The sequence below is a fragment of the Pseudomonas sp. RA_105y_Pfl2_P56 genome, from assembly GCF_963970845.1.
GTDB lineage: Bacteria > Pseudomonadota > Gammaproteobacteria > Pseudomonadales > Pseudomonadaceae > Aquipseudomonas > Aquipseudomonas baetica_A.
In genome coordinates this window covers 244,054-267,212 of sequence record NZ_CAXAPL010000002.1, presented here as the reverse complement: position 1 = coordinate 267,212, position 23,159 = coordinate 244,054, and the positions used below count along the sequence as shown (strand labels likewise).

The 23,159-nt window shown below is 59.8% G+C and carries 18 protein-coding genes; 10 read left to right on the top strand and 8 right to left on the bottom strand.

The annotated features are described in order from the left end of the window. Window positions 1–341 precede the first annotated feature (341 nt). Entirely contained in the window at window positions 342–1,076 is a 735-nt protein-coding gene (locus AACY11_RS02850; protein WP_339432491.1) for a phosphoadenylyl-sulfate reductase, read from the bottom strand. A 163-nt stretch (window positions 1,077–1,239) separates the two neighbouring features. Here AACY11_RS02850 and thrH point away from each other — a divergent pair, with 163 nt between their 5' ends. Beyond that, the gene (thrH, locus tag AACY11_RS02845; RefSeq protein ID WP_339464980.1) at window positions 1,240–1,857 is read left to right on the top strand and encodes a bifunctional phosphoserine phosphatase/homoserine phosphotransferase ThrH; all 618 of its coding nucleotides are present in this window, start codon (window positions 1,240–1,242) and stop codon (window positions 1,855–1,857) included. Window positions 1,858–1,949: 92 nt separating this feature from the next. Here thrH and pabB read toward each other — a convergent pair whose 3' ends face one another. The 4 genes from pabB to rloA all read right to left on the bottom strand — a co-directional run bounded on the left by pabB (window position 1,950) and on the right by rloA (window position 6,499). Beyond that, a complete protein-coding gene (gene pabB / locus AACY11_RS02840) occupies window positions 1,950–3,293 on the bottom strand; it encodes an aminodeoxychorismate synthase component I (RefSeq protein WP_339464978.1) in 1,344 nt (447 codons plus the stop codon). 142 nt (window positions 3,294–3,435) lie between these two features. Further along, window positions 3,436–4,422 carry an alpha-L-glutamate ligase-like protein gene (locus tag AACY11_RS02835; RefSeq protein WP_339432488.1) on the bottom strand — a complete coding sequence of 329 codons (987 nt, stop codon included), beginning with the start codon at window positions 4,420–4,422 and terminating at the stop codon, window positions 3,436–3,438. Continuing rightward, window positions 4,422–5,957 (bottom strand): osmotic stress tolerance membrane protein RloB, encoded by a 1,536-nt coding sequence (gene rloB / locus AACY11_RS02830; RefSeq protein ID WP_221733944.1) that lies wholly within the window; start codon window positions 5,955–5,957, stop codon window positions 4,422–4,424. The genes AACY11_RS02835 and rloB overlap by 1 nt, the downstream gene beginning before the upstream one ends. A 5-nt stretch (window positions 5,958–5,962) precedes the next feature. Continuing rightward, on the bottom strand, window positions 5,963–6,499 hold the full coding sequence (rloA, locus tag AACY11_RS02825; protein WP_339493827.1) for a retropepsin-like aspartic peptidase RloA: 537 nt from the start codon (window positions 6,497–6,499) through the stop codon (window positions 5,963–5,965). A 291-nt stretch (window positions 6,500–6,790) separates the two neighbouring features. Between rloA and AACY11_RS02820 the strand changes: the two genes are divergently transcribed. From AACY11_RS02820 to prpD, 6 genes are all read left to right on the top strand, one after another. Next, a complete protein-coding gene (locus tag AACY11_RS02820) occupies window positions 6,791–7,513 on the top strand; it encodes a GntR family transcriptional regulator (RefSeq protein WP_221733954.1) in 723 nt (240 codons plus the stop codon). Next, on the top strand, window positions 7,510–8,400 hold the full coding sequence (gene prpB / locus AACY11_RS02815) for a methylisocitrate lyase (RefSeq protein WP_250603955.1): 891 nt from the start codon (window positions 7,510–7,512) through the stop codon (window positions 8,398–8,400). Before AACY11_RS02820 ends, prpB begins: the two co-directional genes overlap by 4 nt. Before the next feature lie 40 nt (window positions 8,401–8,440). Continuing rightward, the gene (prpC, locus tag AACY11_RS02810; protein WP_339432487.1) at window positions 8,441–9,568 is read left to right on the top strand and encodes a bifunctional 2-methylcitrate synthase/citrate synthase; all 1,128 of its coding nucleotides are present in this window, start codon (window positions 8,441–8,443) and stop codon (window positions 9,566–9,568) included. A 118-nt stretch (window positions 9,569–9,686) separates the two neighbouring features. Then, window positions 9,687–12,281 carry a Fe/S-dependent 2-methylisocitrate dehydratase AcnD gene (gene acnD, locus AACY11_RS02805; protein ID WP_339493826.1) on the top strand — a complete coding sequence of 865 codons (2,595 nt, stop codon included), beginning with the start codon at window positions 9,687–9,689 and terminating at the stop codon, window positions 12,279–12,281. Between the two features lie 54 nt (window positions 12,282–12,335). Continuing rightward, window positions 12,336–13,526: a 2-methylaconitate cis-trans isomerase PrpF gene (gene prpF / locus AACY11_RS02800; RefSeq protein ID WP_339432485.1), complete on the top strand. Its 1,191-nt coding sequence runs from the start codon at window positions 12,336–12,338 to the stop codon at window positions 13,524–13,526. 181 nt (window positions 13,527–13,707) lie between these two features. Beyond that, a complete protein-coding gene (gene prpD / locus AACY11_RS02795; protein WP_339493825.1) occupies window positions 13,708–15,192 on the top strand; it encodes a 2-methylcitrate dehydratase in 1,485 nt (494 codons plus the stop codon). A gap of 3 nt (window positions 15,193–15,195) precedes the next feature. Here the strand turns inward: prpD and AACY11_RS02790 are convergent, their stop codons facing one another. Together AACY11_RS02790 and AACY11_RS02785 are read right to left on the bottom strand one after the other, a co-directional pair. Further along, window positions 15,196–15,924 carry an alanyl-tRNA editing protein gene (locus AACY11_RS02790; RefSeq protein ID WP_339493824.1) on the bottom strand — a complete coding sequence of 243 codons (729 nt, stop codon included), beginning with the start codon at window positions 15,922–15,924 and terminating at the stop codon, window positions 15,196–15,198. 29 nt (window positions 15,925–15,953) lie between these two features. Further along, window positions 15,954–16,874, bottom strand: a complete 921-nt coding sequence (locus tag AACY11_RS02785) for a DMT family transporter (RefSeq protein WP_339432482.1) — start codon at window positions 16,872–16,874, stop codon at window positions 15,954–15,956. Between the two features lie 90 nt (window positions 16,875–16,964). Between AACY11_RS02785 and AACY11_RS02780 the strand changes: the two genes are divergently transcribed. Continuing rightward, on the top strand, window positions 16,965–18,374 hold the full coding sequence (locus AACY11_RS02780; RefSeq protein ID WP_339493823.1) for an aminotransferase-like domain-containing protein: 1,410 nt from the start codon (window positions 16,965–16,967) through the stop codon (window positions 18,372–18,374). A gap of 50 nt (window positions 18,375–18,424) precedes the next feature. Here the strand turns inward: AACY11_RS02780 and ppsR are convergent, their stop codons facing one another. Beyond that, complete coding sequence (ppsR, locus tag AACY11_RS02775) at window positions 18,425–19,243, bottom strand: posphoenolpyruvate synthetase regulatory kinase/phosphorylase PpsR (protein WP_339432480.1); 819 nt, start codon at window positions 19,241–19,243, stop codon at window positions 18,425–18,427. 332 nt (window positions 19,244–19,575) lie between these two features. On the opposite strand from ppsR, the gene ppsA reads away from it, so the two are divergent. Together ppsA and AACY11_RS02765 are read left to right on the top strand one after the other, a co-directional pair. After that, a complete protein-coding gene (gene ppsA / locus AACY11_RS02770) occupies window positions 19,576–21,951 on the top strand; it encodes a phosphoenolpyruvate synthase (protein WP_339432479.1) in 2,376 nt (791 codons plus the stop codon). A gap of 99 nt (window positions 21,952–22,050) precedes the next feature. Next, entirely contained in the window at window positions 22,051–23,040 is a 990-nt protein-coding gene (locus AACY11_RS02765) for an alpha/beta fold hydrolase (protein ID WP_339432478.1), read from the top strand. The last annotated feature ends 119 nt before the right edge of the window (window positions 23,041–23,159 follow it).

The following is a 23,159-nucleotide window of genomic DNA, read 5'->3' as shown; positions in this document are numbered from 1 at the left end:
ATGTTTTGCAGTTTTGTATACAAAACATGTATGCACTAAAGCCAGATCTGTGCCAGTTGTTGATCTATGGAATGGGTCTCTCATTTCGAAAAGTTATCGAACGGGACTAAGTGTCTGAAAATCAGTGGATATAAATTGACCGATTGAACAGGTATTTATTTTTTGCGCAAGATTTCGGCTGACATCAAAAGGGAGGGCTTTGCAGGAGGGATGTAACGTTTCAGGGCGCAGAAATGAAAAGTGCACACACAAATGGCACTGATGGTGACAGTTGTGTGTACACGTTTTCGGAGGGTGCCATATAACAAATGTGGGGATGTCACTGGATGCAAAGGTGTGGGTTACGCCTTGCCGATGATATTCCCGGCATGCAACCCGCATTCTTTCTGGGTGGCTTCTTCCCACCACCAGCGGCCTTCGCGCTCGTGCTGATTTGGCAGCACCGGGCGGGTGCACGGTTCGCAGCCGATGCTGATAAAGCCGCGCTCATGCAGGCTGTTGTACGGCAGTTCCAGCATACGGATATAGCCCCAGATCTCTTCGCTGGTCATCTGCGCGAGGGGGTTGAACTTGTACAGGGTGCGCTCCGGCGTGGAGAACGCGCTGTCAATTTCCATCACCGCCACGGCGCTGCGGGTGCCCGGGCTCTGGTCACGGCGCTGGCCGGTGGCCCAGGCTTTGACGTCGGACAGTTTGCGGCGCAACGGTTCGATCTTGCGGATACCGCAGCATTCACCGTGGCCGTCCTTGTAGAAACTGAACAGGCCTTTTTCCTTCACGAACGGTTCCAGTTTCGTGGCGTCCGGCGAGACGATGTCGATGTCGATCTTGTAGTGCTCGCGCACCTGCTCGATGAAACGGTAGGTCTGCGGATGCAAGCGGCCAGTGTCGAGGCTGAACACTTTGACGTTCTTGTTCAGCTTCCAGGCCATGTCCACCAGCACCACATCCTCGGCGCCGCTGAAAGATATCCACAGATCATCACCAAACTCGGCAAACGCGAGTTTCAGGATGTCTTGAGCGGATTTGTTGGCATAGGTCGTGGCGAGGTCCACGACGTCGAACGTTGGGCTCATCAGGGCGGCTTCCTACAGGTCGGTGGCGCTGGGCGCTCTATATGGCGCCGATGGTAACAAAAAGCAGCGGCGCTTGGGGCGTCCTGTGCGTTGCGTGGTTGGGGTTGAGTCGCTAGAGTTCGGGCTCGCTCGACTCAATAAACAATACAAACGGGAGTGTCTTGTGGAAATTGCTTGCCTGGATCTTGAAGGGGTGTTGGTACCGGAAATCTGGATCGCCTTCGCCGAAAAAACCGGAATCGAATCCCTCAAGGCCACCACTCGGGACATTCCCGACTACGACGTGCTGATGAAGCAGCGTCTGCGCATCCTCGATGAGCATGGGTTGAAGCTGGCGGATATTCAGGAGGTGATCGCAACGCTGAAGCCGCTGGATGGCGCAGTGGAGTTCGTCAACTGGCTGCGCGAGCGCTTTCAGGTGGTGATTCTGTCGGACACTTTCTATGAGTTCTCCCAACCGTTGATGCGTCAACTGGGCTTCCCGACCTTGCTTTGTCATCGTCTGATCACTGACGACAGCGGGCGGGTGAGCAGCTATCAGTTACGTCAGAAAGACCCCAAACGCCAGTCGGTTCTGGCCTTCAAGAGCCTCTATTATCGGGTGATTGCGGCGGGTGATTCGTACAATGACACTTCGATGCTGGGCGAGGCGGATGCCGGGATTCTGTTCCACGCACCGGACAATGTCATTCGCGAGTTTCCGCAGTTCCCGGCGGTGCATACGTTTGCCGAGTTGAAGCAGGCATTTCTCAAGGCGTCTAACCGGGATTTGAGCCTATAGTCGTCAGGCCTGACGCCTTCGCAGCAAGCCCGCGCCACAGGGGAATGCATTCTTGTGTGGGCGCGGGCTTGCTCGCGAAGGTTTTAGAGGTTTTAGAGGTTTTGCAGGGTTTGGAGCAGAACCTTCACTTTGGTAATCGACTCCTGATACTCCGCCTGCCAGTCCGAGTCCGCGACAATCCCGCCGCCGCCCCAGCAGCACACCTGCCCATCCTTGACCAATAAACTGCGGATCGCGATGGAGCTGTCCATCTCGCCACGCACGTCCAGATACAACAACGAGCCGCAATACAAGCCGCGACGGGTTGGCTCCAGCTCGTCGATGATCTGCATCGCCCGAATCTTCGGCGCACCAGTGATCGAGCCACCGGGAAAGCTGCCGGCGATCAGGTCCAGTGCATCGCGATCCTGCGCCAGTTCGCCCGTCACGCTGCTGACCAGGTGATGCACATTCGGATAGCTTTCCAGGCTGAACAACTCCGGCACCCGTACCGAGCCGATACGGCAGGTGCGGCCGAGATCGTTGCGCAGCAAGTCGACAATCATCAGGTTTTCCGCGCGATCCTTTGGGCTGGCCAGCAGTTGCGAGGCATTCGCGGCGTCTTCGGCAGGTGTCAGGCCACGGGGGCGGGTGCCCTTGATCGGGCGGGTTTCGACCTGCCGCTGGCTGACTTTGACGAAGCGCTCGGGTGACAGGCTCAGCACTGCAGCGCCGTCGGGCAGGCTCTGGAAACCGGAAAAAGGCGTCGGGCAGGCGTCGCGCAACGCGCAATAGGCCAGCCATGGATCGCCTTGGCACGGCGCGCGAAAACGCTGGGCGAAGTTGACCTGATAGCAGTCGCCGGCCTGAATGTAATGCTGAATGCGTTCGAACGCCTGGCGGTAGTCGTCTGGCGACAGGTCGGGACTCATCGGCTGGTTCAGTTTGAACGGCGTCAGCGAGCCCGTCATCGGCTGACTGAACAGCGCAATCAGCCGCTGTTTTTCACTGTCGGCCAGCGTCGGGTGAAACACCAATTGGCTAGTGGCCGCGTGGTGATCGCTGATCAGCGCCCAGTTGTATAGGCCCAAACGCGCATCCGGTAATTGCAGATCATCGCGCGCCTGACTCGGCAGACTCTCCAGATGCCGGCCGAAGTCATAACTCAGGTAACCGATCAGACCGCCGGCGAACGGCAACTCATAAGGCGCCGGCAATTGCGCGTCGCCCAAGCGCTCCAGATTGTCGCGCAGACGCTGGAGGAAATGGCTGCCGTTTTCGTCCGGCCACACCGCCAGTTGTTCCAGCGGCCAGGCGCTGAGCACGTCATAACGGCCACGGTCGGCACTCGGTCGGCCGCTGTCGAGCAGCACGGCGCCGGGGGCGTTGCGGATTGCCGCGAAGTATCCGGCGGGATTGGCGCGGTAAGGCAGAGGGTGTACGGAACAGGTCAGCATGGGCGGGGCAGATCGGCCATTGAGGCGGGGTAGGGATTGTAGTCCTCTGCGGGAATTGCTCCTAGAGGGGATGTCGGTGATTGGCAGGTTGTGGGGCTGATCGTCCCCGCGCAGCGCATGGGAACGATCATGGACAGGGTGATCAGCCTTCGACGGCGGGAATATGGCCGAACATCTCCTGAGTAAACGCCACCCGCTCTTCAACCGACTCTGTCACGCCACGGGCCTTCAGTTCTTCCAGTCGCGCTTCCACCGCGTGGGTACGCAGCGTCAGCCCGCAGTCGTTGGCGATCTGGATGTTCAGCCCCGGCCGCGCGTTCAGCTCAAGAATCAGCGGGCCTTTTTCCTGATCGAGCACCATGTCCACGCCGATATAACCCAGACCGCACAGCTCGTAGCAGCCAGCGGCGAGTTTCATGAAACCGTCCCAATAGGGCAGTTGCACGCCGTCCACCGCGTTGGTGGTGTCGGGGTGTTTGGCGATGATGTTGTTCAGCCAGGTGCCGCGCAGTGTCAGGCCCGTAGCCAGGTCGACACCCACACCGATGGCGCCCTGGTGCAGGTTGGCCTTGCCGCCGGACTGACGGGTCGGCAGGCGCAACATCGCCATCACCGGATAACCCATCAGCACGATGATGCGGATGTCCGGCACGCCTTCGTAGCTGATGCTCTTGAAGATCTGGTCCGGGGTGACGCGGTATTCGATCAGCGCGCGATCGCGATGGCCGCCTAGCGAATACAGGCCGGTGAGGATGCTGGAGATGTGATGCTCAAGTTCTTCGTGGGCAAGGATCTTGCCCGACACCGTGCGATAGCGTCCCTCGAAACGGTCAGCCACCACGATAATGCCGTCACCGCCGGCGCCTTGGGCCGGTTTGATCACGAAGTCGGTGTGCCCGTCGATGATCTCGCCGAGCTTGTCGATTTCCTTCTCGGTGGAGATCACGCCATACAGCTCTGGCACTTGAATGCCGGCCTCGATGGCGCGCTCCTTGGTGATGATCTTGTCATCGACGATCGGGTACAGACTGCGCTTGTTGTACTTGAGCACATAGTCCGCGTTGCGGCGATTGATGCCCATGATGCCTCGGGCTTCCAGGGCCTTCCAGGTCTTCCAGAAACCGAACATCAGTGATCAGCCTTGTTCAGGAACGCCTTGAAACGCACCAGCTCGGTCAGGCGATAACCGCGATAGCGACCCATTGCCAGCATGAAACCCACCATGATCAGCAGGATCGCCGGGAAGGTGAAGACGAAGTACACCAACTCAGGCACGGTCATGATCAAGTGCGCCAGCGACGCGGCGAACAGCGTGCCGATGGCCACTTTCATCGCGTGACTTGCGCCACGTTCTTCCCAGGTGATCGACAGGCGCTCAATGGTCATGGTCAAAATCACCATCGGGAACAACGCCACCGACAGGCCGCGCTCCAGACCGAGCTTATGGCTGAACAGACTGATCGCCGCGATCAACACCACGACAAAGGTCAGCACCACCGACAGGCGCGGCAGCATCTGCAGTTTCAGATGTTCCAGATAAGAACGTAACGACAGGCCCAGCGCGGTAATCACGGTGAACAGGATGATGCCGAAGCCCAACTGGGTTTCGCGGAAGGCGAGGGCGATCAGTACCGGGGTGAAGGTGCCGAGGGTCTGCAGGCCGATCAGGTTGCGCAGGATCAGGATCACCAGCACGCCAATCGGGATCATCACCATGATCATGAAGGTTTGCTGGGTTTGCAGCGGCAGGCCATACAGCGAGTATTCGAGGAAGTTGGCGTCGGTGTTTTCGTCGGTCAGCTTGGCCAGACGAATCGCATTCATCTCGCTGTTGTTCAGGCTGAAGGTCACGTTGGCTTTCTTGCCGCCGTCGATGGTGATCAGGTTCTCATCGCCGGTCCACCACTGCAGGCGGTCGCTTGGCAGGCCTTGTTCGCCGGTTTCCGGGTTGAAGTACAGCCAGTCGTTGCCATTGAAGCTGCGCAGCCACAATTCAGGGCTTTGTGGCTGATCGGCAACCAGGCGGATGGTGTGGACTTTTTCAACCGGGACGTGCGCGATAGACAGCAACAGTTCGACGATTTTGGCTTTGTGCGCGGTGGATGGATCGCCCGCCAGCAGCAGTTTCACGTTGTCATCGTTGAGGTTGTTGACGCGTTTGATCGCCTCGCCAATGAAGGTTTCGACGTCGGCCGAGTGCTGGCGGATCGGCGCGAGCAGTGCTTCGGCGGCGATTTTTTCCGGGCCTTCGACCGCAATGCTGTCGCGGAAGGTCGGGCCTTTGATCTTGGATTTTTCCGAGGTGTAACGCTTGGTCAGCACCAAACGGTAATACAGGGTCTGGTTGCCCTTGGCCCGGCGCGCCGACCAGGTCACCTTGCGGTTGCCATCGACGCGGTTCACGGCCACGCCATAGTTATTGGAGATGAAGCTTTCGTTGAGGCTGACGTAATCGCGGCTCAGGGGCGGCACGAACATCTGGATTTTGACCGGATCCTTGGCACTGGCGACGAACTCGACCTTGGCATCGATGTTCCACAAATCGTCGGTGGCGTCTTCGGTCACCGGAATGCCGAGCACGAAAATCTGATAGGCCGTAACCGAAACGCCCAGCAACACCAGAATGGTGATCAGGATTTTCAGGTGAAAGGTTAGAGAACGCATGGAAATTACTCGGCGGTATGAGCGGCGATGGTGCAGGCGGGTTTGCCGGCAGCGTATTTAAGACTCGGGTCGACCAGCGCATCGAAACGTTTCAAGGCTTCGGAGCCGATCAAAAGCGGATATTGGAACGCACTTCGGTCGGTCAGGTTCACTTCGATGCTGCGCATCGCCGTGCCCATGCAGATATCCAGCTCGATCACCGGGCGGGCGGTGTACTTCTTGCCTTCTTCCGGGTCGTAGTCGCCGGCGCGGCGCTTGATCTTGCTGACCCGGGCCAGCGGTCGTTCGATCGGGTGCGAATGCGCGGCGTCGATCGCCAGGTAGAAACGTACCCAGGATTCACCGTCGCGTTTGAAGCGTTTGATGTCGCGGGCACTCAGCGAGGCGGTTTTCGCGCCCGTATCGAGTTTGGCCGCGACTTGCAGATTGATGCCATCGAGCGAGGCGTATTCGTTGAGGCCGTACACGGTTTTTTCTCCCGCGGCGGCAAGCCCGGGCAGGCAAAACAGAGCAATAAATGTGGGGAAAGGCTTGAGTCTCATAAATCCTGGTGCGCAGCGTTCCGTTTTCGGTTAGGTCCTTGGCAAAACTTGCGCAAGCCCCTTCGTGTGCCTATCAGCTTTTTATGACAAGCCGTACAAATGGCCAGCAAATGCGGGCGGCATTCTAGCACGGTGATTTTATGGCGCCAGCGCCCGAGCGGGTCTATAACCCTTGGGGTGGTCCAAGGGTGGTTATTAGACGATTGTCGACAATATCTATTTTTCCTTTGACTGAGGCTGGCGAATTGACTAGTTTTTGCCGCATTGGATTTAAAGGTGTCGACAATCATGCTGGATCAACTCGATCCCCCGGTCATCAGCGGCGACGATTCCGAGACGCTTTCGGAAAACGTCTTCCGGCGCATTCAGGCGGCCATCGTCAAAGGCGAGATCGCTCCAGGCAGCAAAATCTCCGAGCCGGAGCTGGCGCGCACCTACGGCATTAGTCGTGGCCCGCTGCGTGAGGCGATTCATCGTCTGGAAGGTCAGCGCCTGCTGGTCCGGGTGCCGCATGTCGGTGCGCGGGTGGTGTCGCTCAGTCACGCCGAATTGCTGGAACTCTACGAAATCCGCGAATCCCTTGAAGGCATGGCTTGCCGCTTGGCGGCTGAACGCATGAGCGTCGAAGAAATCGACGAGTTGCGCCGGGTGCTCGAAACCCACGAGCGCGACGCGGCATTTCAGGCCGGCGTCGGCTACTACCAGCAGGAAGGCGATTTCGACTTTCACTACCGGATCATCCAGGGCAGCGGCAACCGCACCCTCACGCAAATGCTTTGCGGCGAGCTCTATCAACTGGTGCGCATGTACCGCATCCAGTTTTCCTCCACGCCCAATCGCCCCCGCCAGGCCTTTGCCGAACACCACCGCATTCTCGATGCGATCGCCGACCGTGACGGCGAGCTCGCGGAATTGTTGATGCGCCGTCACATCGGCGCCTCGAAACGCAATATCGCCCGTCATTACCAGGACGGCGCCAACGATAAGACAGCCACTGAACGAGGTGAGTCATGAGTTCCAACCTGAACACTCCAGGCCAGCGTTTCCGCGACGCGGTCGCCAGCGAGCATCCATTGCAGGTGGTGGGCGCGATCAACGCCAACCACGCGCTGTTGGCCAAACGCGCCGGCTTCAAAGCGATCTACCTGTCCGGTGGCGGTGTGGCGGCGGGCTCGCTCGGCGTGCCGGACCTGGGCATCACCGGCCTGGACGACGTGCTGACCGACGTGCGCCGCATCACCGACGTTTGCGATCTGCCGCTGCTGGTGGACGTGGATACCGGTTTCGGTTCTTCAGCCTTCAACGTGGCGCGCACCGTCAAGTCGATGATCAAGTTCGGCGCGGCGGCGATTCACATCGAGGATCAGGTCGGCGCCAAGCGCTGCGGTCATCGCCCAAACAAAGAGATCGTCAGCCAGCAGGAAATGGTCGACCGCATCAAAGCCGCCGTCGATGCCCGCACGGACGACAGCTTCGTGATCATGGCGCGTACCGATGCGCTGGCGGTCGAAGGCCTGGAGTCGGCACTGGATCGCGCTGCCGCATGCATCGAGGCCGGCGCCGACATGATCTTCCCGGAGGCCATCACCGAACTTGAGATGTACAAACTGTTCGCCAACCGCGTGAAAGCGCCGATTCTGGCCAACATCACCGAATTCGGCTCGACACCGCTGTACACCACCGAGCAACTGGCCGGCGCCGACGTGTCGCTGGTGCTGTACCCGCTGTCGGCGTTTCGCGCGATGAATAAAGCGGCGGAAAACGTCTACACCGCGATCCGCCGCGACGGCACGCAGCAGAATGTCATCGACACCATGCAGACTCGCATGGAGCTTTACGATCGCATCGATTACCACACCTTCGAGCAGAAGCTCGATGCGTTGTTTGCGGCGAAGAAGTAAGCCGCCGTACTCCCTAACAAATTCAAGATTGGAGAAAACAATGGCTGAAGCAAAAGTACTCAGTGGCGCCGGGCTCCGGGGCCAGGTGGCCGGGCAAACGGCACTGTCCACCGTGGGCCAGGCCGGCGCCGGGCTGACCTATCGCGGCTACGACGTGCGTGAACTGGCGGCAGAGGCGCAATTTGAAGAAGTCGCTTACCTGCTGCTTTACGGCGAGCTGCCGACCCAAGCGCAACTTGCCGCCTACCAGGGCAAACTGAGCAAACTGCGCGACCTGCCGCAAGCGCTGAAAGAAGTGCTGGAACGCATCCCCGCCGACGCTCATCCGATGGACGTGATGCGCACCGGTTGCTCGTTCCTGGGCAACATCGAACCGGAGAAAGACTTCAGCGAACAGTGCGACAAGACTGACCGTCTGCTGGCCGCGTTCCCGGCGATCATGTGCTACTGGTATCGCTTCAGCCACGACGGTAAACGCATCAACTGCGTCAGCGACGAGCCCACCATTGGCGGCCACTTCCTTCACCTGTTGCACGACAAGAAACCGAGCGAACTGCACGTCAAAGTGATGAACGTGTCGCTGATTCTGTACGCCGAGCACGAATTCAACGCCTCGACGTTCACCGCTCGCGTTTGTGCATCGACCCTGTCGGACCTGTATTCCTGCGTCACCGCCGCTATCGGTTCGTTGCGCGGCCCGCTGCACGGCGGTGCCAACGAAGCGGCGATGGAAATGATCGAGCGCTTCTCATCGCCCGAAGAGGCGATCAAAGGCACCCTCGGCATGCTTGAGCGCAAAGACAAGATCATGGGCTTCGGTCACGCGATCTATAAGGACAGCGACCCGCGCAACGAGGTGATCAAGGGCTGGTCGAAAAAACTGGCTGACGAAGTGGGTGACAAGGTGTTGTTCGCGGTTTCCGAAGCCATTGACAAGACCATGTGGGAGCAGAAAAAGCTGTTCCCGAATGCCGACTTCTACCATGCCTCGGCTTACCACTTCATGGGCATCCCGACCAAACTGTTCACGCCGATTTTCGTCTGCTCGCGCCTGACCGGCTGGGCCGCGCATGTGTTCGAACAGCGTGCCAACAACCGCATCATCCGTCCAAGCGCCGAGTACATCGGCGTCGAACAGCGCAAGTTCGTGCCAATCGAACGTCGCTGAATGGTGGGCCTCCCGCACCGGTAACTGGATAAACCGAGAACCAATGTGTGACCGAGTCCACTTCAGTGCCGGTGCAATGTTCACCTCTTGAAACTACCGTGACCCGAGTCCTGACCCGATGAACACCGAATTTCGCAAGAACCTGCCCGGCAGTCCTCTGGATTACTTCGACGTCCGTGCGGCGGTCGAGGCGATTCAGCCCGGCAGTTACGACACCCTGCCGTACACCTCCCGCGTGCTGGCGGAAAACCTGGTGCGTCGCTGCGATCCGGCCACGCTCACCGATTCCCTCAAGCAACTGATCGAACGCAAACGCGACCTCGACTTCCCGTGGTTTCCGGCCCGTGTGGTGTGCCACGACATTCTGGGCCAGACCGCGCTGGTCGACCTCGCTGGTCTGCGCGACGCGATTGCCTTGCAAGGCGGCGACCCGGCGCAGGTCAACCCGGTGGTGCCGACGCAACTGATCGTCGACCACTCGCTGGCCGTCGAAGCGGGCGGTTTTGATGCCCAGGCGTTCGAGAAAAACCGCGCCATCGAAGACCGTCGCAACGAAGACCGTTTCCACTTCATCAACTGGACCAAAAAGGCCTTCAAGAACGTCGACGTGATCCCGCCGGGTAACGGCATCATGCACCAGATCAACCTGGAGAAAATGTCACCGGTGATCCAGGTGCGCGACGGTGTGGCGTTCCCGGACACCTGCGTCGGCACCGACAGCCATACCCCGCACGTTGATGCACTGGGCGTGATCGCCATCGGCGTTGGCGGTCTCGAAGCCGAGAGTGTGATGCTCGGCCGCGCCTCGTGGATGCGCCTGCCGGAAAGCGTCGGCGTCGAATTGACCGGCAAGCTGCAACCGGGCATCACCGCCACCGACATGGTGCTGGCACTCACCGAATACCTGCGCAAACAGAAAGTCGTCGGGGCGTGGCTGGAGTTCTTCGGCGAAGGCGCTGCCGCGCTGACCCTCGGCGACCGCGCCACCATCTCCAACATGGCCCCGGAATACGGCGCCACCGCGGCGATGTTCTACATCGATCAGCAGACCATCGATTACCTGAAACTCACGGGTCGCGAAGACCAGCAAGTGCAGTTGGTCGAGCAATACGCCAAGACCACCGGCCTGTGGGCCGACAGCCTCAAAGGTGCGCAATACGAGCGTGGTTTGACCTTTGATCTGTCCTCGGTCGTGCGCAACATGGCCGGCCCGAGCAACCCGCACGCCCGCGTCGCCACCCGCGATCTGGCGGCCAAAGGCATCAGCGGCCAGTGGGAAGAGGTGCCGGGGCAGATGCCCGACGGCGCGGTGATCATCGCCGCCATCACCAGTTGCACCAACACCAGCAACCCGCGCAACGTCATCGCCGCCGGCCTGCTGGCGCGCAATGCCAACAAGCTTGGATTGACCCGCAAGCCGTGGGTCAAATCCTCGTTGGCCCCGGGCTCGAAAACCGTGGCGCTGTACCTCGATGAAGCGGGGCTGACCACGGAGCTGGAGCAACTCGGTTTCGGTGTCGTCGCATTTGCCTGCACGACTTGCAACGGCATGTCGGGTGCGCTGGACCCGGTGATCCAGCAAGAGATCATCGATCGTGATCTGTACGCCACGGCCGTGCTTTCGGGCAACCGCAACTTCGACGGCCGGATTCACCCCTACGCCAAGCAAGCGTTCCTGGCCTCGCCGCCATTGGTTGTGGCGTACGCCATCGCTGGCACCATCCGCTTCGACATTGAGAAGGATGTGTTGGGCGTGGTCGACGGCAAGGAAATCCGCCTCAAAGACATCTGGCCGAGCGACGAAGAAATCGACGCCGTGGTCAAATCCTCGGTCAAGCCGGAGCAGTTCCGTCAGGTCTACATCCCGATGTTCGCCATCCACGAAGACACCGGCCCGAAAGTCACGCCGCTGTACGAGTGGCGTGAGATGAGCACCTACATTCGTCGTCCGCCGTATTGGGAAGGCGCACTGGCGGGTGCGCGTCCGCTCAAGGGCATGCGCCCGCTGGCGGTGCTGCCGGACAACATCACCACCGATCACCTGTCGCCGTCGAACGCGATCATGCTCGACAGCGCCGCTGGCGAATACCTGGCGAAAATGGGCTTGCCGGAAGAGGACTTCAACTCCTACGCCACCCACCGGGGTGACCACCTGACTGCGCAACGCGCAACGTTTGCCAACCCGAAACTGTTCAACGAAATGGTGGTGGAAAACGGCAAGGTCAAACAGGGTTCGCTGGCCCGCGTCGAGCCGGAAGGCCAAGTGATGCGCATGTGGGAAGCCATCGAAACCTACATGGAGCGCAAGCAGCCACTGATCATCATTGCCGGCGCCGATTACGGTCAGGGTTCGTCCCGCGACTGGGCGGCCAAGGGGGTGCGTCTGGCTGGGGTCGAGGCGATTGCTGCCGAAGGCTTCGAACGTATCCATCGCACCAATCTGGTGGGTATGGGCGTGTTGCCGCTGGAGTTCAAACCGGGCACCGACCGTCACACCCTGGCCATCGACGGCAGCGAAACCTACGACGTGATCGGCGCCCGCACACCGCGCGCTGACTTGACGCTGGTGATCCATCGCAAGAACGGCGAGCGCGTCGACGTGCCGGTGACATGCCGCCTCGACACCGCTGAAGAAGTGTCGATCTACGAGGCCGGCGGCGTGTTGCAGCGCTTCGCTCAGGACTTCCTCGAAGAGTCGTCGGTTGCCGTTTAAATCATCGTATGTGGGCGTGGGCTTTTGAGTCCCGCGCCTTTGTTAAGGAGCACCATGGCTCACGCACCTCAAATAAAGATCCCCGCTACCTACATGCGTGGCGGTACCAGCAAAGGCGTGTTTTTCAGTCTCAAGGATCTGCCCGAGGCGGCGCAGATTCCCGGCCCGGCCCGCGATGCGTTGTTGTTGCGGGTGATCGGCAGCCCCGACCCGTACGACAAACAGATCGACGGCATGGGCGGCGCCACGTCGAGCACCAGCAAAACCGTGATCCTGTCGAAAAGCATCAAAGCCGATCACGACGTCGATTACCTGTTCGGCCAGGTCTCCATCGACAAGCCGTTCGTGGACTGGAGCGGCAACTGCGGCAACCTGTCGGCGGCGGTCGGTTCGTTCGCGATCAGCAATGGTTTGGTCGACGCCAGCCGTATCCCGCAAAACGGCGTAGCGGTGGTGCGCGTATGGCAGGCCAACATCGGCAAGACCATCATTGCTCATGTGCCAATCACCCATGGCGAGGTGCAGGAAACCGGCGACTTCGAACTCGACGGGGTGACCTTTCCGGCCGCCGAAGTGCAAGTGGAGTTCATGGACCCGGCAGCAGACGAAGAGGGCGGCGGTGGCTCAATGTTCCCCACCGGCAACCTGGTCGATGAACTGCAAGTGCCCGGTGTGGGCACGTTCCAGGCGACCATGATCAATGCCGGCATTCCGACGATCTTTGTCAACGCCGCCGACCTCGGTTACACCGGCACCGAGTTGCAGAGCGCGATCAACAGCGATCCGAAAGCGCTGCAAATGTTTGAAACCATTCGTGCCTACGGTGCGTTGCGCATGGGGTTGATCGCCAATCTGGATGAAGCCGCCAAGCGCCAACACACACCGAAAGTCGCGTTCGTGGCCAAGCCTGCGGATTACGTGGCCTCCAGTGGCAAGGCGGTTGCGGCAGGTGACGTTGATCTGCTGGTGCGCGCCTTGTCGATGGGCAAATTGCACCACGCGATGATGGGCACCGCAGCCGTTGCGATCGGTACCGCTGCTGCCATTTCCGGCACGTTGGTAAACCTCGCGGCGGGTGGCATCGAGCGCAATGCCGTGCGTTTTGGCCATCCGTCCGGGACCTTGCGGGTCGGTGCTGAGGCCAGTCTGGAAAACGGTGAGTGGGTGGTGAAGAAGGCCATCATGAGTCGCAGTGCGCGGGTATTGATGGAAGGCTACGTGCGCATTCCCGGCGACGCTTTTTAAGTAACACTTCATTCCCTGTGGGAGCGGGCTTGCTCGCGAAGGCGGCGCACCAGGCAACAATGATGTCGACTGACACTGCGCCTTCGTGAGCAAACCCGCTCCTTGGGGATAGTATTTCAACCCAAAAAATCAGCCCTGAACCGAGGTCCCATCAACGAACCACTTCAAGAGTGAATCGAACATGAGCGCCAACGTAGACCTGAACAATCGCCCCGACTACGACCGTGTCCTGCAGGACATCGCCGACTACGTCCTCTCTTTCAAAGTTGACTCCAGCGAAGCCCTCGACACCGCCCGCAACTGCCTGATGGACACGCTCGGCTGTGGCCTGCTGGCGTTGCGTTTCCCCGAATGCACCAAACACCTTGGCCCCATCGTCGAAGGCACTGTCGTGCCGTTCGGGGCACGAGTTCCGGGCACGAGCTATCGCCTCGACCCGGTGAAAGCCGCGTGGGACATCGGCTGCATCGTGCGTTGGCTTGATTACAACGACACCTGGCTCGCTGCCGAGTGGGGGCATCCGTCGGACAACCTCGGCGCGATTCTCGCGGTGGCCGATCACCTTTCGCAAAAACGTCAGGCCAACGGCGAAGCGCCGCTGACGATTCGCGATGTGCTGGAGGCCATGATCATGGCCCATGAGATTCAGGGCGTGATCGCACTGGAGAATGCCTTCAACCGCGTAGGACTCGACCACGTCATCTTGGTCAAAGTCGCTTCAACCGCCGTCACCGCCAAACTCATGGGGGCCAATCGCGAGCAGTTGTTGTCGGCGTTGTCCCATGCGTTCGCTGACGGACAGGCGCTGCGCACATATCGGCATGCGCCGAACGCCGGCTCGCGCAAATCCTGGGCGGCGGGGGATGCATCGAGTCGTGGCGTGCGCCTGGCGGACATCACCATGCGCGGCGAGATGGGCATTCCCGGTGTTTTGAGCGCGAAACAGTGGGGCTTTTACGACGTGCTGTTCAGCCACACCAACAGCGATCTGGCCTTAAAACCGGAGGATAAACGCAGCTTCAGTTTCTCGCGGCCGTTTGGCAGTTACGTGATGGAAAACGTGCTGTTCAAGATCAGCTTCCCGGCCGAATTTCATGCGCAAACAGCTTGCGAAGCGGCGGTCACGTTGCACCCTCAGGTGCGCAATCGCCTGCATGAAATCGACCGCATCGTCATCACCACACATGAGTCGGCGATTCGCATCATTTCCAAGGTCGGGCCGCTGGCCAATGCGGCCGACCGTGACCATTGCATTCAGTACATGACCGCTGTGCCGTTGGCGTTCGGCAATCTGGTGGCCGAGCAATACGAAGACGACTTTCACAAGGCCCACCCGATCATTGATGTGCTGCGCGAAAAAATGGTCATTGTCGAAGACCCGCGCTTCACTCGCGAGTATCTGGAGGCCGACAAACGCTCGATTGCCAACGCGGTGCAGGTGTTTTTCAAGGACGGTTCGAGCACCGAGAACGTGGTGGTGGAATACCCGATTGGTCACCGTCGCCGTCGCGCCGAAGGCATTCCGTTGCTCGAAGACAAGTTCAAGACGAACCTGGCAACCCGTTTCACCGGCCAACGCAGCGGCGAGATCTTCGCGCTGTGCACAGATCAGGCGCAGCTTGAGGCGACTGCGGTGAACCGCTTCGTCGACCTGTTCGTGATCTAGGGCTCATTCAAACCGCAGGATCACCCGGCGGTTGGTCCTGCTCTTCTTCTCGATTTTTTCGCAAAACACTCGACCGATTTCCAGGGTGTTTTGTACGTGGGTGCCGCCACAGGGCTGGAGGTCGATGCCGATCACTTCGACCATTCGCAATTCACCCTGAATCGCCGGCGGGTTAATCGTTTTGCTGCCGGTTTTTTCCAGCAGTGCGGGGTACTCCGAGGCGGGCATCGACAGGGTGGTGACGGGAATGGCCTGCTCGATCAGCGCGTTGAGGTCGTGGGTGAGGCTGTCCTTGTCGAGGGTCATTTGGGGCAGGTCGAAATCCAGCCGGCCCTTGTCGGCACTGATGCTGCACCCGGTGACCGGCGCATTGATGATCGAGCCCAGCAGGTGCAGGCAGGTGTGCATCTTCATGTGTTGATAGCGCCGCGCCCAGTCCAGGCTGGCGTTGAGCAGGGCGCCGACGCATAGCTGAGGCGGGCATTGCGCAACGTTGTGCCAGATGATCGACGGCAGCAACGGGTCGCGCAGCGTTCCCGTCACCTCGATCCGGGTGCCATCCGGCAAGCTGAAGTGCCCGGTGTCGCCCGGCTGCCCGCCACCGGTGGGATAGAACAGCGTGTGTTCGAGGACGACGGCCTGATCAACCACCGCGATCACCCGGGCACTGAAATCGCGCTGATAAGGGGCATTGTTAAAAAGACTGAGGGTTTCCATGGTGTGTACCGACATTTGAACCTCCGATGTTCAATGCATGATTGTTAGCGCTTGGCTGGCAGCTTGGTGATCGCAAATCCGCCCAGCAGGACGGCCGAATACAGCATCAGCTCGCGAGAAATTTCCGTGCCTTCGTACCAGGCGCCGATGATCACGGCGAACACCGGAAAGATGATGAACACGAATGACAGAAGCACCGGGCTCAGGCGTTTGAGCAGGACGAAATAGACGATAAAGCCGCCGACCGACGCTATCAGCCCCAAGTACAGCAGCGCCCCCCAGGAGCGTGGCGTGATGGTGGCGAACGTCGGGTCTTCCAGCGAAAGGCCGGTGACCAGCAGCATCAAACCGGCAATGCCGATGGGCAGAGTGTTGTAGGTGATCACACTGATTGCGCTGCCGTGCTTTTTGGTGATCACGTAGCACAGCGCGTGCATGATCGCCGCGCTGAGAATCGCCAGTACACCAAGCCATTGCGCCTGATCCAGATGCAAACCCTGGCTGCGGATGATCATGAACAGGCTGCCGAAACCGATGGCGATCCCGAGTATTTGCGTCGCCTGGATGTTCTCGCGCAGAAACAGCGCAGAAAAAATCAGGATGAACACCGGCATGCAACTGAACAACAGCGCGGTCAGGCCGGACGACACATGCATCTCGCCATAGTTGAGCAAGTAGTAGGGCAGGCTGAAATACGACAGCGTGACGAACACAAAGAACCAGCGACTCCGCCGGGGGAACAGCAGCGGTTCTTTGCGCAATACGGCGAAGCCGAGGAACAGCGGAAAGGCAATCAGAAAGCGCAGCCCGGCGGCAGTCAGTGGCGGCACACTTTCCACGGCAATCTTGATCCCCAGCCATGTCGTGCCCCAACTCAGGCAGACGATCAGAAACAACACGCTGGTGACCAACCCGGCGAGCCAGGGTTTGCTGGTGTTCAACGGTGTGCTGAGGGCGATCGACATGCGGTGTGCTCCGAACGACGGAATTGACCTGATTACTGAAAAGGTCTATCCCTGATTGAACCTGTTTTCAGTACGCTATTCGGGGCAAGAATGACTGTCAAAGTAAGTATTGCCATGGTGTCAATCCTGCGTGACGGCCTGGCCAATGGCGTCGGCGTGAAGTATCAGCGCCTCGCGGACGCGGTCGAGAAGACCATCGTTGCCGGTGTTATCGAGGCCGGTTGCAAGTTGCCCCCCCACAGGTTGTTGGCCGATAGCCTCGGCGTCACCATCGGCACCGTCAGCCGTGCCTACGGCGAACTGGAGCGTGTGGGATGGGTCGGGGCCCGTGTAGGAGACGGCACTTATGTGCGTCAGCGCGGGATGGAGCGGCCGCAAGACAAGGGCTTTCGCAATGTCAGCGATGAGCCCCCGGCCTGCTTCGACATGAGTCGCAATCAGCCGATTCCCGGGCAGGAAACGGCTTTGATGAGCCAAGCCCTACAGACACTGGCCGGTGATCCGCACCGCTTGCAGCAGTTGACGGGATACACCGCTGAAGGTGGACTGCCACGGCATCGAGCGGCGGGTGCCCAATGGCTGCGTCATGGGGATTTTGTCCCGCACGCCGATCAGGTGCTGTGCGTCAACGGTGGTCAGCATGGCCTGTTGTGCGCGTTGATGGGTTTGCTCAAGGCGGGTGACACGGTGGTCACCGAGCATTTGTCCTACCCCGGATTGATCAGCGTCGCACGCCAACTCGGGATAAAGCTGATCGGTGCCGCGATGGATGACGAAGGACTGTTGCCCTCGGCGCTGGAGGACATTTGCCGTCAGCACCGGGTATCCGCGCTGTATTGCACGCCGACGATCCAGAATCCTACGGCGGCGGTCATGTCGATCTCACGACGCCAGGCGATTGCCGAGGTCTGTCGCCAACACAACCTTCTGATCCTCGAAGACGAAGCACACGCGGTGCTGGATCGCCAGCGTCCGCTGCCTCTGAGTTATTTCGCCCCTGAGCGTTCAGTGTTGATCGGCAGTCTGAGCAAGGCGGTTTCGGCGGGGGTGCGGGTTGGCTATCTGCATGTGCCGCAAGCGTTGCTTGGGCGCATCAGCTCCGCCATTCGTGGTACCTGCTGGATGGCTAATCCATTGACCCAGGAGGTGGCGACTCTGTGGATCGAAAACGGCATGGCCGAGCGCTTGCTGGATGAGCAGATCGGCGAGATCGGCCGGCGCAAGGCCTGGGTGGCGGGGGCGCTGGAGGGATTGAGCTACAAGACGCATATCCACAGCCCGCATTTCTGGTTGCAAGTGCCTGAGCTGTGGCGGGCGTCGCAGATTGCCGCGGAATTGAAGGAAAACAACTATCTGGTGGCGACCGCCGAGGCGTTCGCCGTCGGGCACGCGGCGGTGCCGCAGTTTATTCGGGCGAGTGTGTGCAATTCGGTGGGGGATGACAGGTTGTTGCTGGGTGGGTTTGAAGCGCTGGCGCGGTCACTCACCGAAACCGCGTAATCGTTCTTCGCGAGCAAGCTCGCGAAGGTTTCAGATCAGGCACCGCGAATCTACTTGAACCGCCGCTCCACGCCTTTCTCGACCAGAATCTTCGCCGAAATTTCCTCCACCGAGAAATGCGTGGAGTTGATGTTCGGGATGTTTTCGCGGCGGAACAGGTTTTCCACTTCGCGCACTTCGAATTCGCACTGGGCATAGCTCGAATAGCGGCTGTTGGGCTTGCGCTCGTTACGGATCGCGGTGAGGCGATCCGGGTCGATGGTCAGGCCGAACAGCTTGTGCTGGTGCGCGCGCAGGGCGGCTGGCAAGGTCAGGCGCTCCATGTCGTCCTCGGTCAGTGGGTAGTTGGCGGCGCGGATGCCGAACTGCATCGCCATATACAGGCACGTCGGCGTCTTACCACAACGCGACACGCCCACTAGTATCAGATCGGCCTTGTCGTAATAGTGCGTGCGGGCGCCGTCATCGTTGTCGAGGGCGAAGTTCACCGCTTCGATGCGCTCCATGTAATTGGAGTTGTGCCCGATCGAATGCGACTTGCCGACGGTGTAGGAAGAATGCTCGGTCAATTCCTGCTCGAGAGGCGCCAGGAAGGTCGAGAAAATGTCGATCATGAAACCATTGGAGGTGGCGAGAATCTCACGAATGTCCTGATTGACGATGGTGTCGAAGATAATCGGGCGAAAGCCGTCGGTTTCAGCGGCTTTGTTGATTTGTTGTACCATGGCCCGCGCTTTTTCCACGCTGTCGATGTACGGGCGCGTGAATTTGCTGAAGCCTATGTTTTCGAACTGCGCCAAGAGGCTTTGACCCAGGGTTTCGGCGGTAATGCCGGTGCCATCGGAGATAAAGAAAGCAGATCGTTTCATTTGCACCTTGGGCCTTAAGTGAGTGTCCTGTGTTGCCTATGCATGCCGTCGTGGCGGCGCCTGTTGTCGCCATACTACGTTGCCGCTCCTCGCCATAGCCAGCTATGACTTGTCGCGGCGCCTTGTCTGGCAACAACAGTCACTCGCCACATCGGCATGCATAGGCAGCACAGGACACTTATGAGCATTTCTGGATATGATAGGCGCGATTTGCCGGCCGCCATTGGCCCGCATTCTCACTTATTTTCCAGGTCCAGGCCATACAGCCGGCCAACGCTCCCCCGAGCCGCCGGCTTCTGAGCTTTTCCAACACAGTTAGTGGAGAGATCACCTTGGTAGAGTACGTAGTTTCCCTCGATAAGCTCGGCAAACACGATGTTGAGCATGTGGGGGGCAAGAACGCATCCCTGGGCGAGATGATCAGCAACCTGGCAGGCGCCGGTGTGTCGGTCCCTGGCGGCTTTGCCACCACCGCTCAGGCCTATCGCGACTTCCTCGAACTGAGCGGCCTCAACGACCAGATCCACAAGGCCCTCGACGCACTCGACGTTGATGACGTCAATGCGCTGGCCAAGACCGGCGCCCAGATCCGTCAATGGATCATGGAAGCCGAGTTTCCTGAAAAACTGAATGCCGAGATCCGCACCGCGTTCGCCGCGCTGTCGGCCGGTAACCCTGACGTGGCCGTGGCCGTGCGTTCTTCGGCCACCGCCGAAGACTTGCCGGACGCCTCTTTTGCCGGTCAGCAGGAAACCTTTCTGAACATCCGTGGCGTGGAAAACGTCATCCGCGCTGCCAAAGAGGTGTTCGCTTCGCTGTTCAACGACCGTGCGATCTCCTACCGCGTGCACCAGGGCTTCGACCACAAGCTGGTTGCCCTGTCGGCCGGCGTGCAGCGCATGGTGCGTTCGGAAACCGGCACCGCCGGCGTGATGTTCACCCTCGATACCGAATCGGGCTTTCGTGACGTGGTGTTCATCACCGGCGCCTACGGCCTGGGTGAAACCGTCGTACAAGGCGCGGTGAACCCGGATGAGTTTTATGTCCACAAGGGCACGCTGGAAGCCGGTCGTCCGGCGATCCTGCGTCGCAACCTGGGCAGCAAAGCCATCAAGATGATTTACGGCGACGAGGCCAAGGCCGGTCGGTCGGTCAAAACCGTCGATGTCGACAAGGCTGACCGCGCGCGTTTCTGTCTGAGCGACGCCGAAGTCAGCGAACTGGCCAAGCAGGCGATGATCATCGAGAAGCACTACCAGTGCCCGATGGACATCGAATGGGCCAAGGACGGTGACGACGGCAAGCTGTACATCGTGCAGGCCCGTCCGGAAACCGTGAAAAGCCGCACTCAGGCCAACGTCATGGAACGTTACCTGCTCAAAGAAACCGGCACCGTGCTGGTCGAAGGTCGCGCCATCGGCCAGCGCATCGGCGCCGGCAAGGTTCGCATCATCAAGGACGTGTCCGAGATGGACAAAGTCCAGCCGGGCGACGTGCTGGTGTCCGACATGACCGACCCGGACTGGGAACCGGTGATGAAGCGCGCCAGCGCCATCGTCACCAACCGGGGCGGCCGTACCTGCCACGCGGCGATCATTGCCCGTGAACTGGGGATTCCGGCCGTCGTGGGCTGTGGTAACGCCACCCACCTGCTGAAGGACGGTCAGGGCGTGACCGTGTCCTGCGCCGAAGGCGACACCGGTTACATCTTCGAAGGCGAACTGGGCTTCGACATCAAGAAGAACTCCGTGGATGCCATGCCTGATCTGCCGTTCAAGATCATGATGAACGTCGGCAACCCGGACCGCGCCTTCGACTTCGCGCAACTGCCGAATGCCGGTGTGGGCCTGGCCCGCCTGGAATTCATCATCAACCGCATGATCGGCGTCCACCCCAAAGCACTGCTGAACTACGACGGCCTGCCGCCGGAAATCAAGGAAAGCGTCGACAAGCGCATCGCCGGTTACGACGATCCGGTCGGTTTCTACGTCGAAAAACTGGTTGAAGGCATCAGCACCCTCGCGGCTGCCTTCGCGCCGAAGAAAGTCATCGTGCGTCTGTCGGACTTCAAGTCCAACGAATACGCCAACCTGATCGGCGGCAAACTCTACGAGCCGGAAGAAGAAAACCCGATGCTGGGCTTCCGTGGCGCTTCGCGTTACATCAGCGAATCGTTCCGTGACTGCTTCGAACTCGAATGCCGGGCCCTCAAGCGGGTGCGCAACGAGATGGGCCTGACCAACGTCGAAATCATGGTGCCGTTCGTGCGCACCCTTGGCGAAGCCAGCCAGGTTGTGGATCTGCTCGCAGAGAACGGATTGAAGCGCGGCGAGAACGGTTTGCGCGTCATCATGATGTGCGAACTGCCGTCGAACGCGATTCTCGCGGAAGAATTCCTCGAATTCTTCGACGGTTTCTCGATCGGTTCCAACGACCTGACTCAACTGACCTTGGGTCTGGATCGCGACTCGGGCATCATCGCGCACCTGTTCGACGAACGTAATCCGGCGGTCAAGAAGCTGTTGGCCAACGCGATTGCCGCGTGCAACAAGGCCGGCAAGTACATCGGTATCTGCGGTCAGGGGCCTTCGGATCACCCGGATCTGGCCAAATGGCTGATGGAACAGGGCATCGAAAGCGTGTCGCTGAACCCGGACACCGTGCTGGAAACCTGGTTCTTCCTGGCGGAAGGCCAAGCGGCCCAATAAGTCGTTAATGAAGCCTCGACCTGCCTTTGCGGGTCGAGGCTTTGAGATTGAAGTAGGGCGGGCTCCTGTGGATGCCGCCCTTTTTTGTGCAAGAGCATTATGCAAAGCAGCAGCAACCTATTTCCTGTCGCCCTGATCAGCGCCGAGCGGCGCGGCGATCTGAGCGAAGATGTTTACCGATTGAAACCCGGCAACAGCCCGGACTGGTCTGTGGAAATCGCCGTCACCCGTTTGGGTATGGCCGATGAACCGGCCGTGCGCGGCGTGCCAGTGATTCTGTTGCATGGCAGTTTTTCCAATCGGCGCTTCTGGTTTTCCCCGAAAGGTCTGGGGTTGGGTGCGTACCTGGCACGGCTGGGTTTCGACGTGTGGATCCCGGAGATGCGCGGTCACGGTCTGTCGCAGCGCAACGAGGATTACCGGCGCAATCGCGTCGCTGACTACGCGCGATACGATCTGCCGGCAATTGCCGCGTTCGTGCGCGAGCAGAGCGGTCAGGTTCCGCATTGGCTCGGGCACTCGCTGGGCGGCATCACCCTGGCGGCGGCGCTGGGCGGCGAATACCTGGGTGAGCCGGCCGTGGCGTCCGCGGCATTTTTTGGCACGCAAGTCAGCCGAACCTACTGGCCCCTGAAAATCCCACCGGTGGAGTGGAGCAGTCGCTTCATTCTCAAGCGATTTGCCCAGCTATCGGGCTCGCGTCTTAAACGTGGGCCAGAAGACGAGCCGATCGGTCTGGCCATCGAAAGCATGCGCTGGTATGGCTTGTTCGGTCGTTTTGGTGACAAGGACAAGGATTGGTGGGCCGGTTTGGCAGATGTTCAAGTGCCCGTGCTGGCGGTCAGCGCAGCGGGGGACCATCAGGACCCGGCCTGGGCCTGTCGCAAACTGTTCGAGCAGATAGGCAGCGAGCAAAAACAGTTCGTCAATCTGGGGCGCGAGCAGGGCTTCAGCGAAAATTTCGGTCATGTCGAGATGTTGGTGAGCAAATCTGCGCAGACGCAAGTGTGGCCACTGGTTGCACGCTGGTTGAGCGATCAGCAAGCGCCCCTGCTGGGTGGGAAGCCGGATATGGCGGCTGCAGGCTGAGTCGCAGGCTCTGAAAAGGGCATTTCGTTCGGCATGGCTTGCGGCTAAGATATGACGCGTTGTGCGGTTCTGGTCATATTGGGTGGCTGTTTAGCTATTACGTTTCAGCGTTTGTTCAG

What these genes read in the sequence shown, in the direction of transcription:
- AACY11_RS02790 (WP_339493824.1), bottom strand. Translation starts at nt 15,924, where the DNA reads ATGTCGGTACACACCATGGAAACCCTCAGTCTTTTTAACAATGCCCCT.
- ppsR (WP_339432480.1), bottom strand. Translation starts at nt 19,243, where the DNA reads ATGAAACGATCTGCTTTCTTTATCTCCGATGGCACCGGCATTACCGCC.
- AACY11_RS02780 (WP_339493823.1), top strand. Translation starts at nt 16,965, where the DNA reads ATGACTGTCAAAGTAAGTATTGCCATGGTGTCAATCCTGCGTGACGGC.
- prpC (WP_339432487.1), top strand. Translation starts at nt 8,441, where the DNA reads ATGGCTGAAGCAAAAGTACTCAGTGGCGCCGGGCTCCGGGGCCAGGTG.
- prpB (WP_250603955.1), top strand. Translation starts at nt 7,510, where the DNA reads ATGAGTTCCAACCTGAACACTCCAGGCCAGCGTTTCCGCGACGCGGTC.
- prpF (WP_339432485.1), top strand. Translation starts at nt 12,336, where the DNA reads ATGGCTCACGCACCTCAAATAAAGATCCCCGCTACCTACATGCGTGGC.
- AACY11_RS02785 (WP_339432482.1), bottom strand. Translation starts at nt 16,874, where the DNA reads ATGTCGATCGCCCTCAGCACACCGTTGAACACCAGCAAACCCTGGCTC.
- AACY11_RS02835 (WP_339432488.1), bottom strand. Translation starts at nt 4,422, where the DNA reads ATGTTCGGTTTCTGGAAGACCTGGAAGGCCCTGGAAGCCCGAGGCATC.
- AACY11_RS02765 (WP_339432478.1), top strand. Translation starts at nt 22,051, where the DNA reads ATGCAAAGCAGCAGCAACCTATTTCCTGTCGCCCTGATCAGCGCCGAG.
- rloA (WP_339493827.1), bottom strand. Translation starts at nt 6,499, where the DNA reads ATGAGACTCAAGCCTTTCCCCACATTTATTGCTCTGTTTTGCCTGCCC.
- acnD (WP_339493826.1), top strand. Translation starts at nt 9,687, where the DNA reads ATGAACACCGAATTTCGCAAGAACCTGCCCGGCAGTCCTCTGGATTAC.
- prpD (WP_339493825.1), top strand. Translation starts at nt 13,708, where the DNA reads ATGAGCGCCAACGTAGACCTGAACAATCGCCCCGACTACGACCGTGTC.
- pabB (WP_339464978.1), bottom strand. Translation starts at nt 3,293, where the DNA reads ATGCTGACCTGTTCCGTACACCCTCTGCCTTACCGCGCCAATCCCGCC.
- AACY11_RS02850 (WP_339432491.1), bottom strand. Translation starts at nt 1,076, where the DNA reads ATGAGCCCAACGTTCGACGTCGTGGACCTCGCCACGACCTATGCCAAC.
- rloB (WP_221733944.1), bottom strand. Translation starts at nt 5,957, where the DNA reads ATGCGTTCTCTAACCTTTCACCTGAAAATCCTGATCACCATTCTGGTG.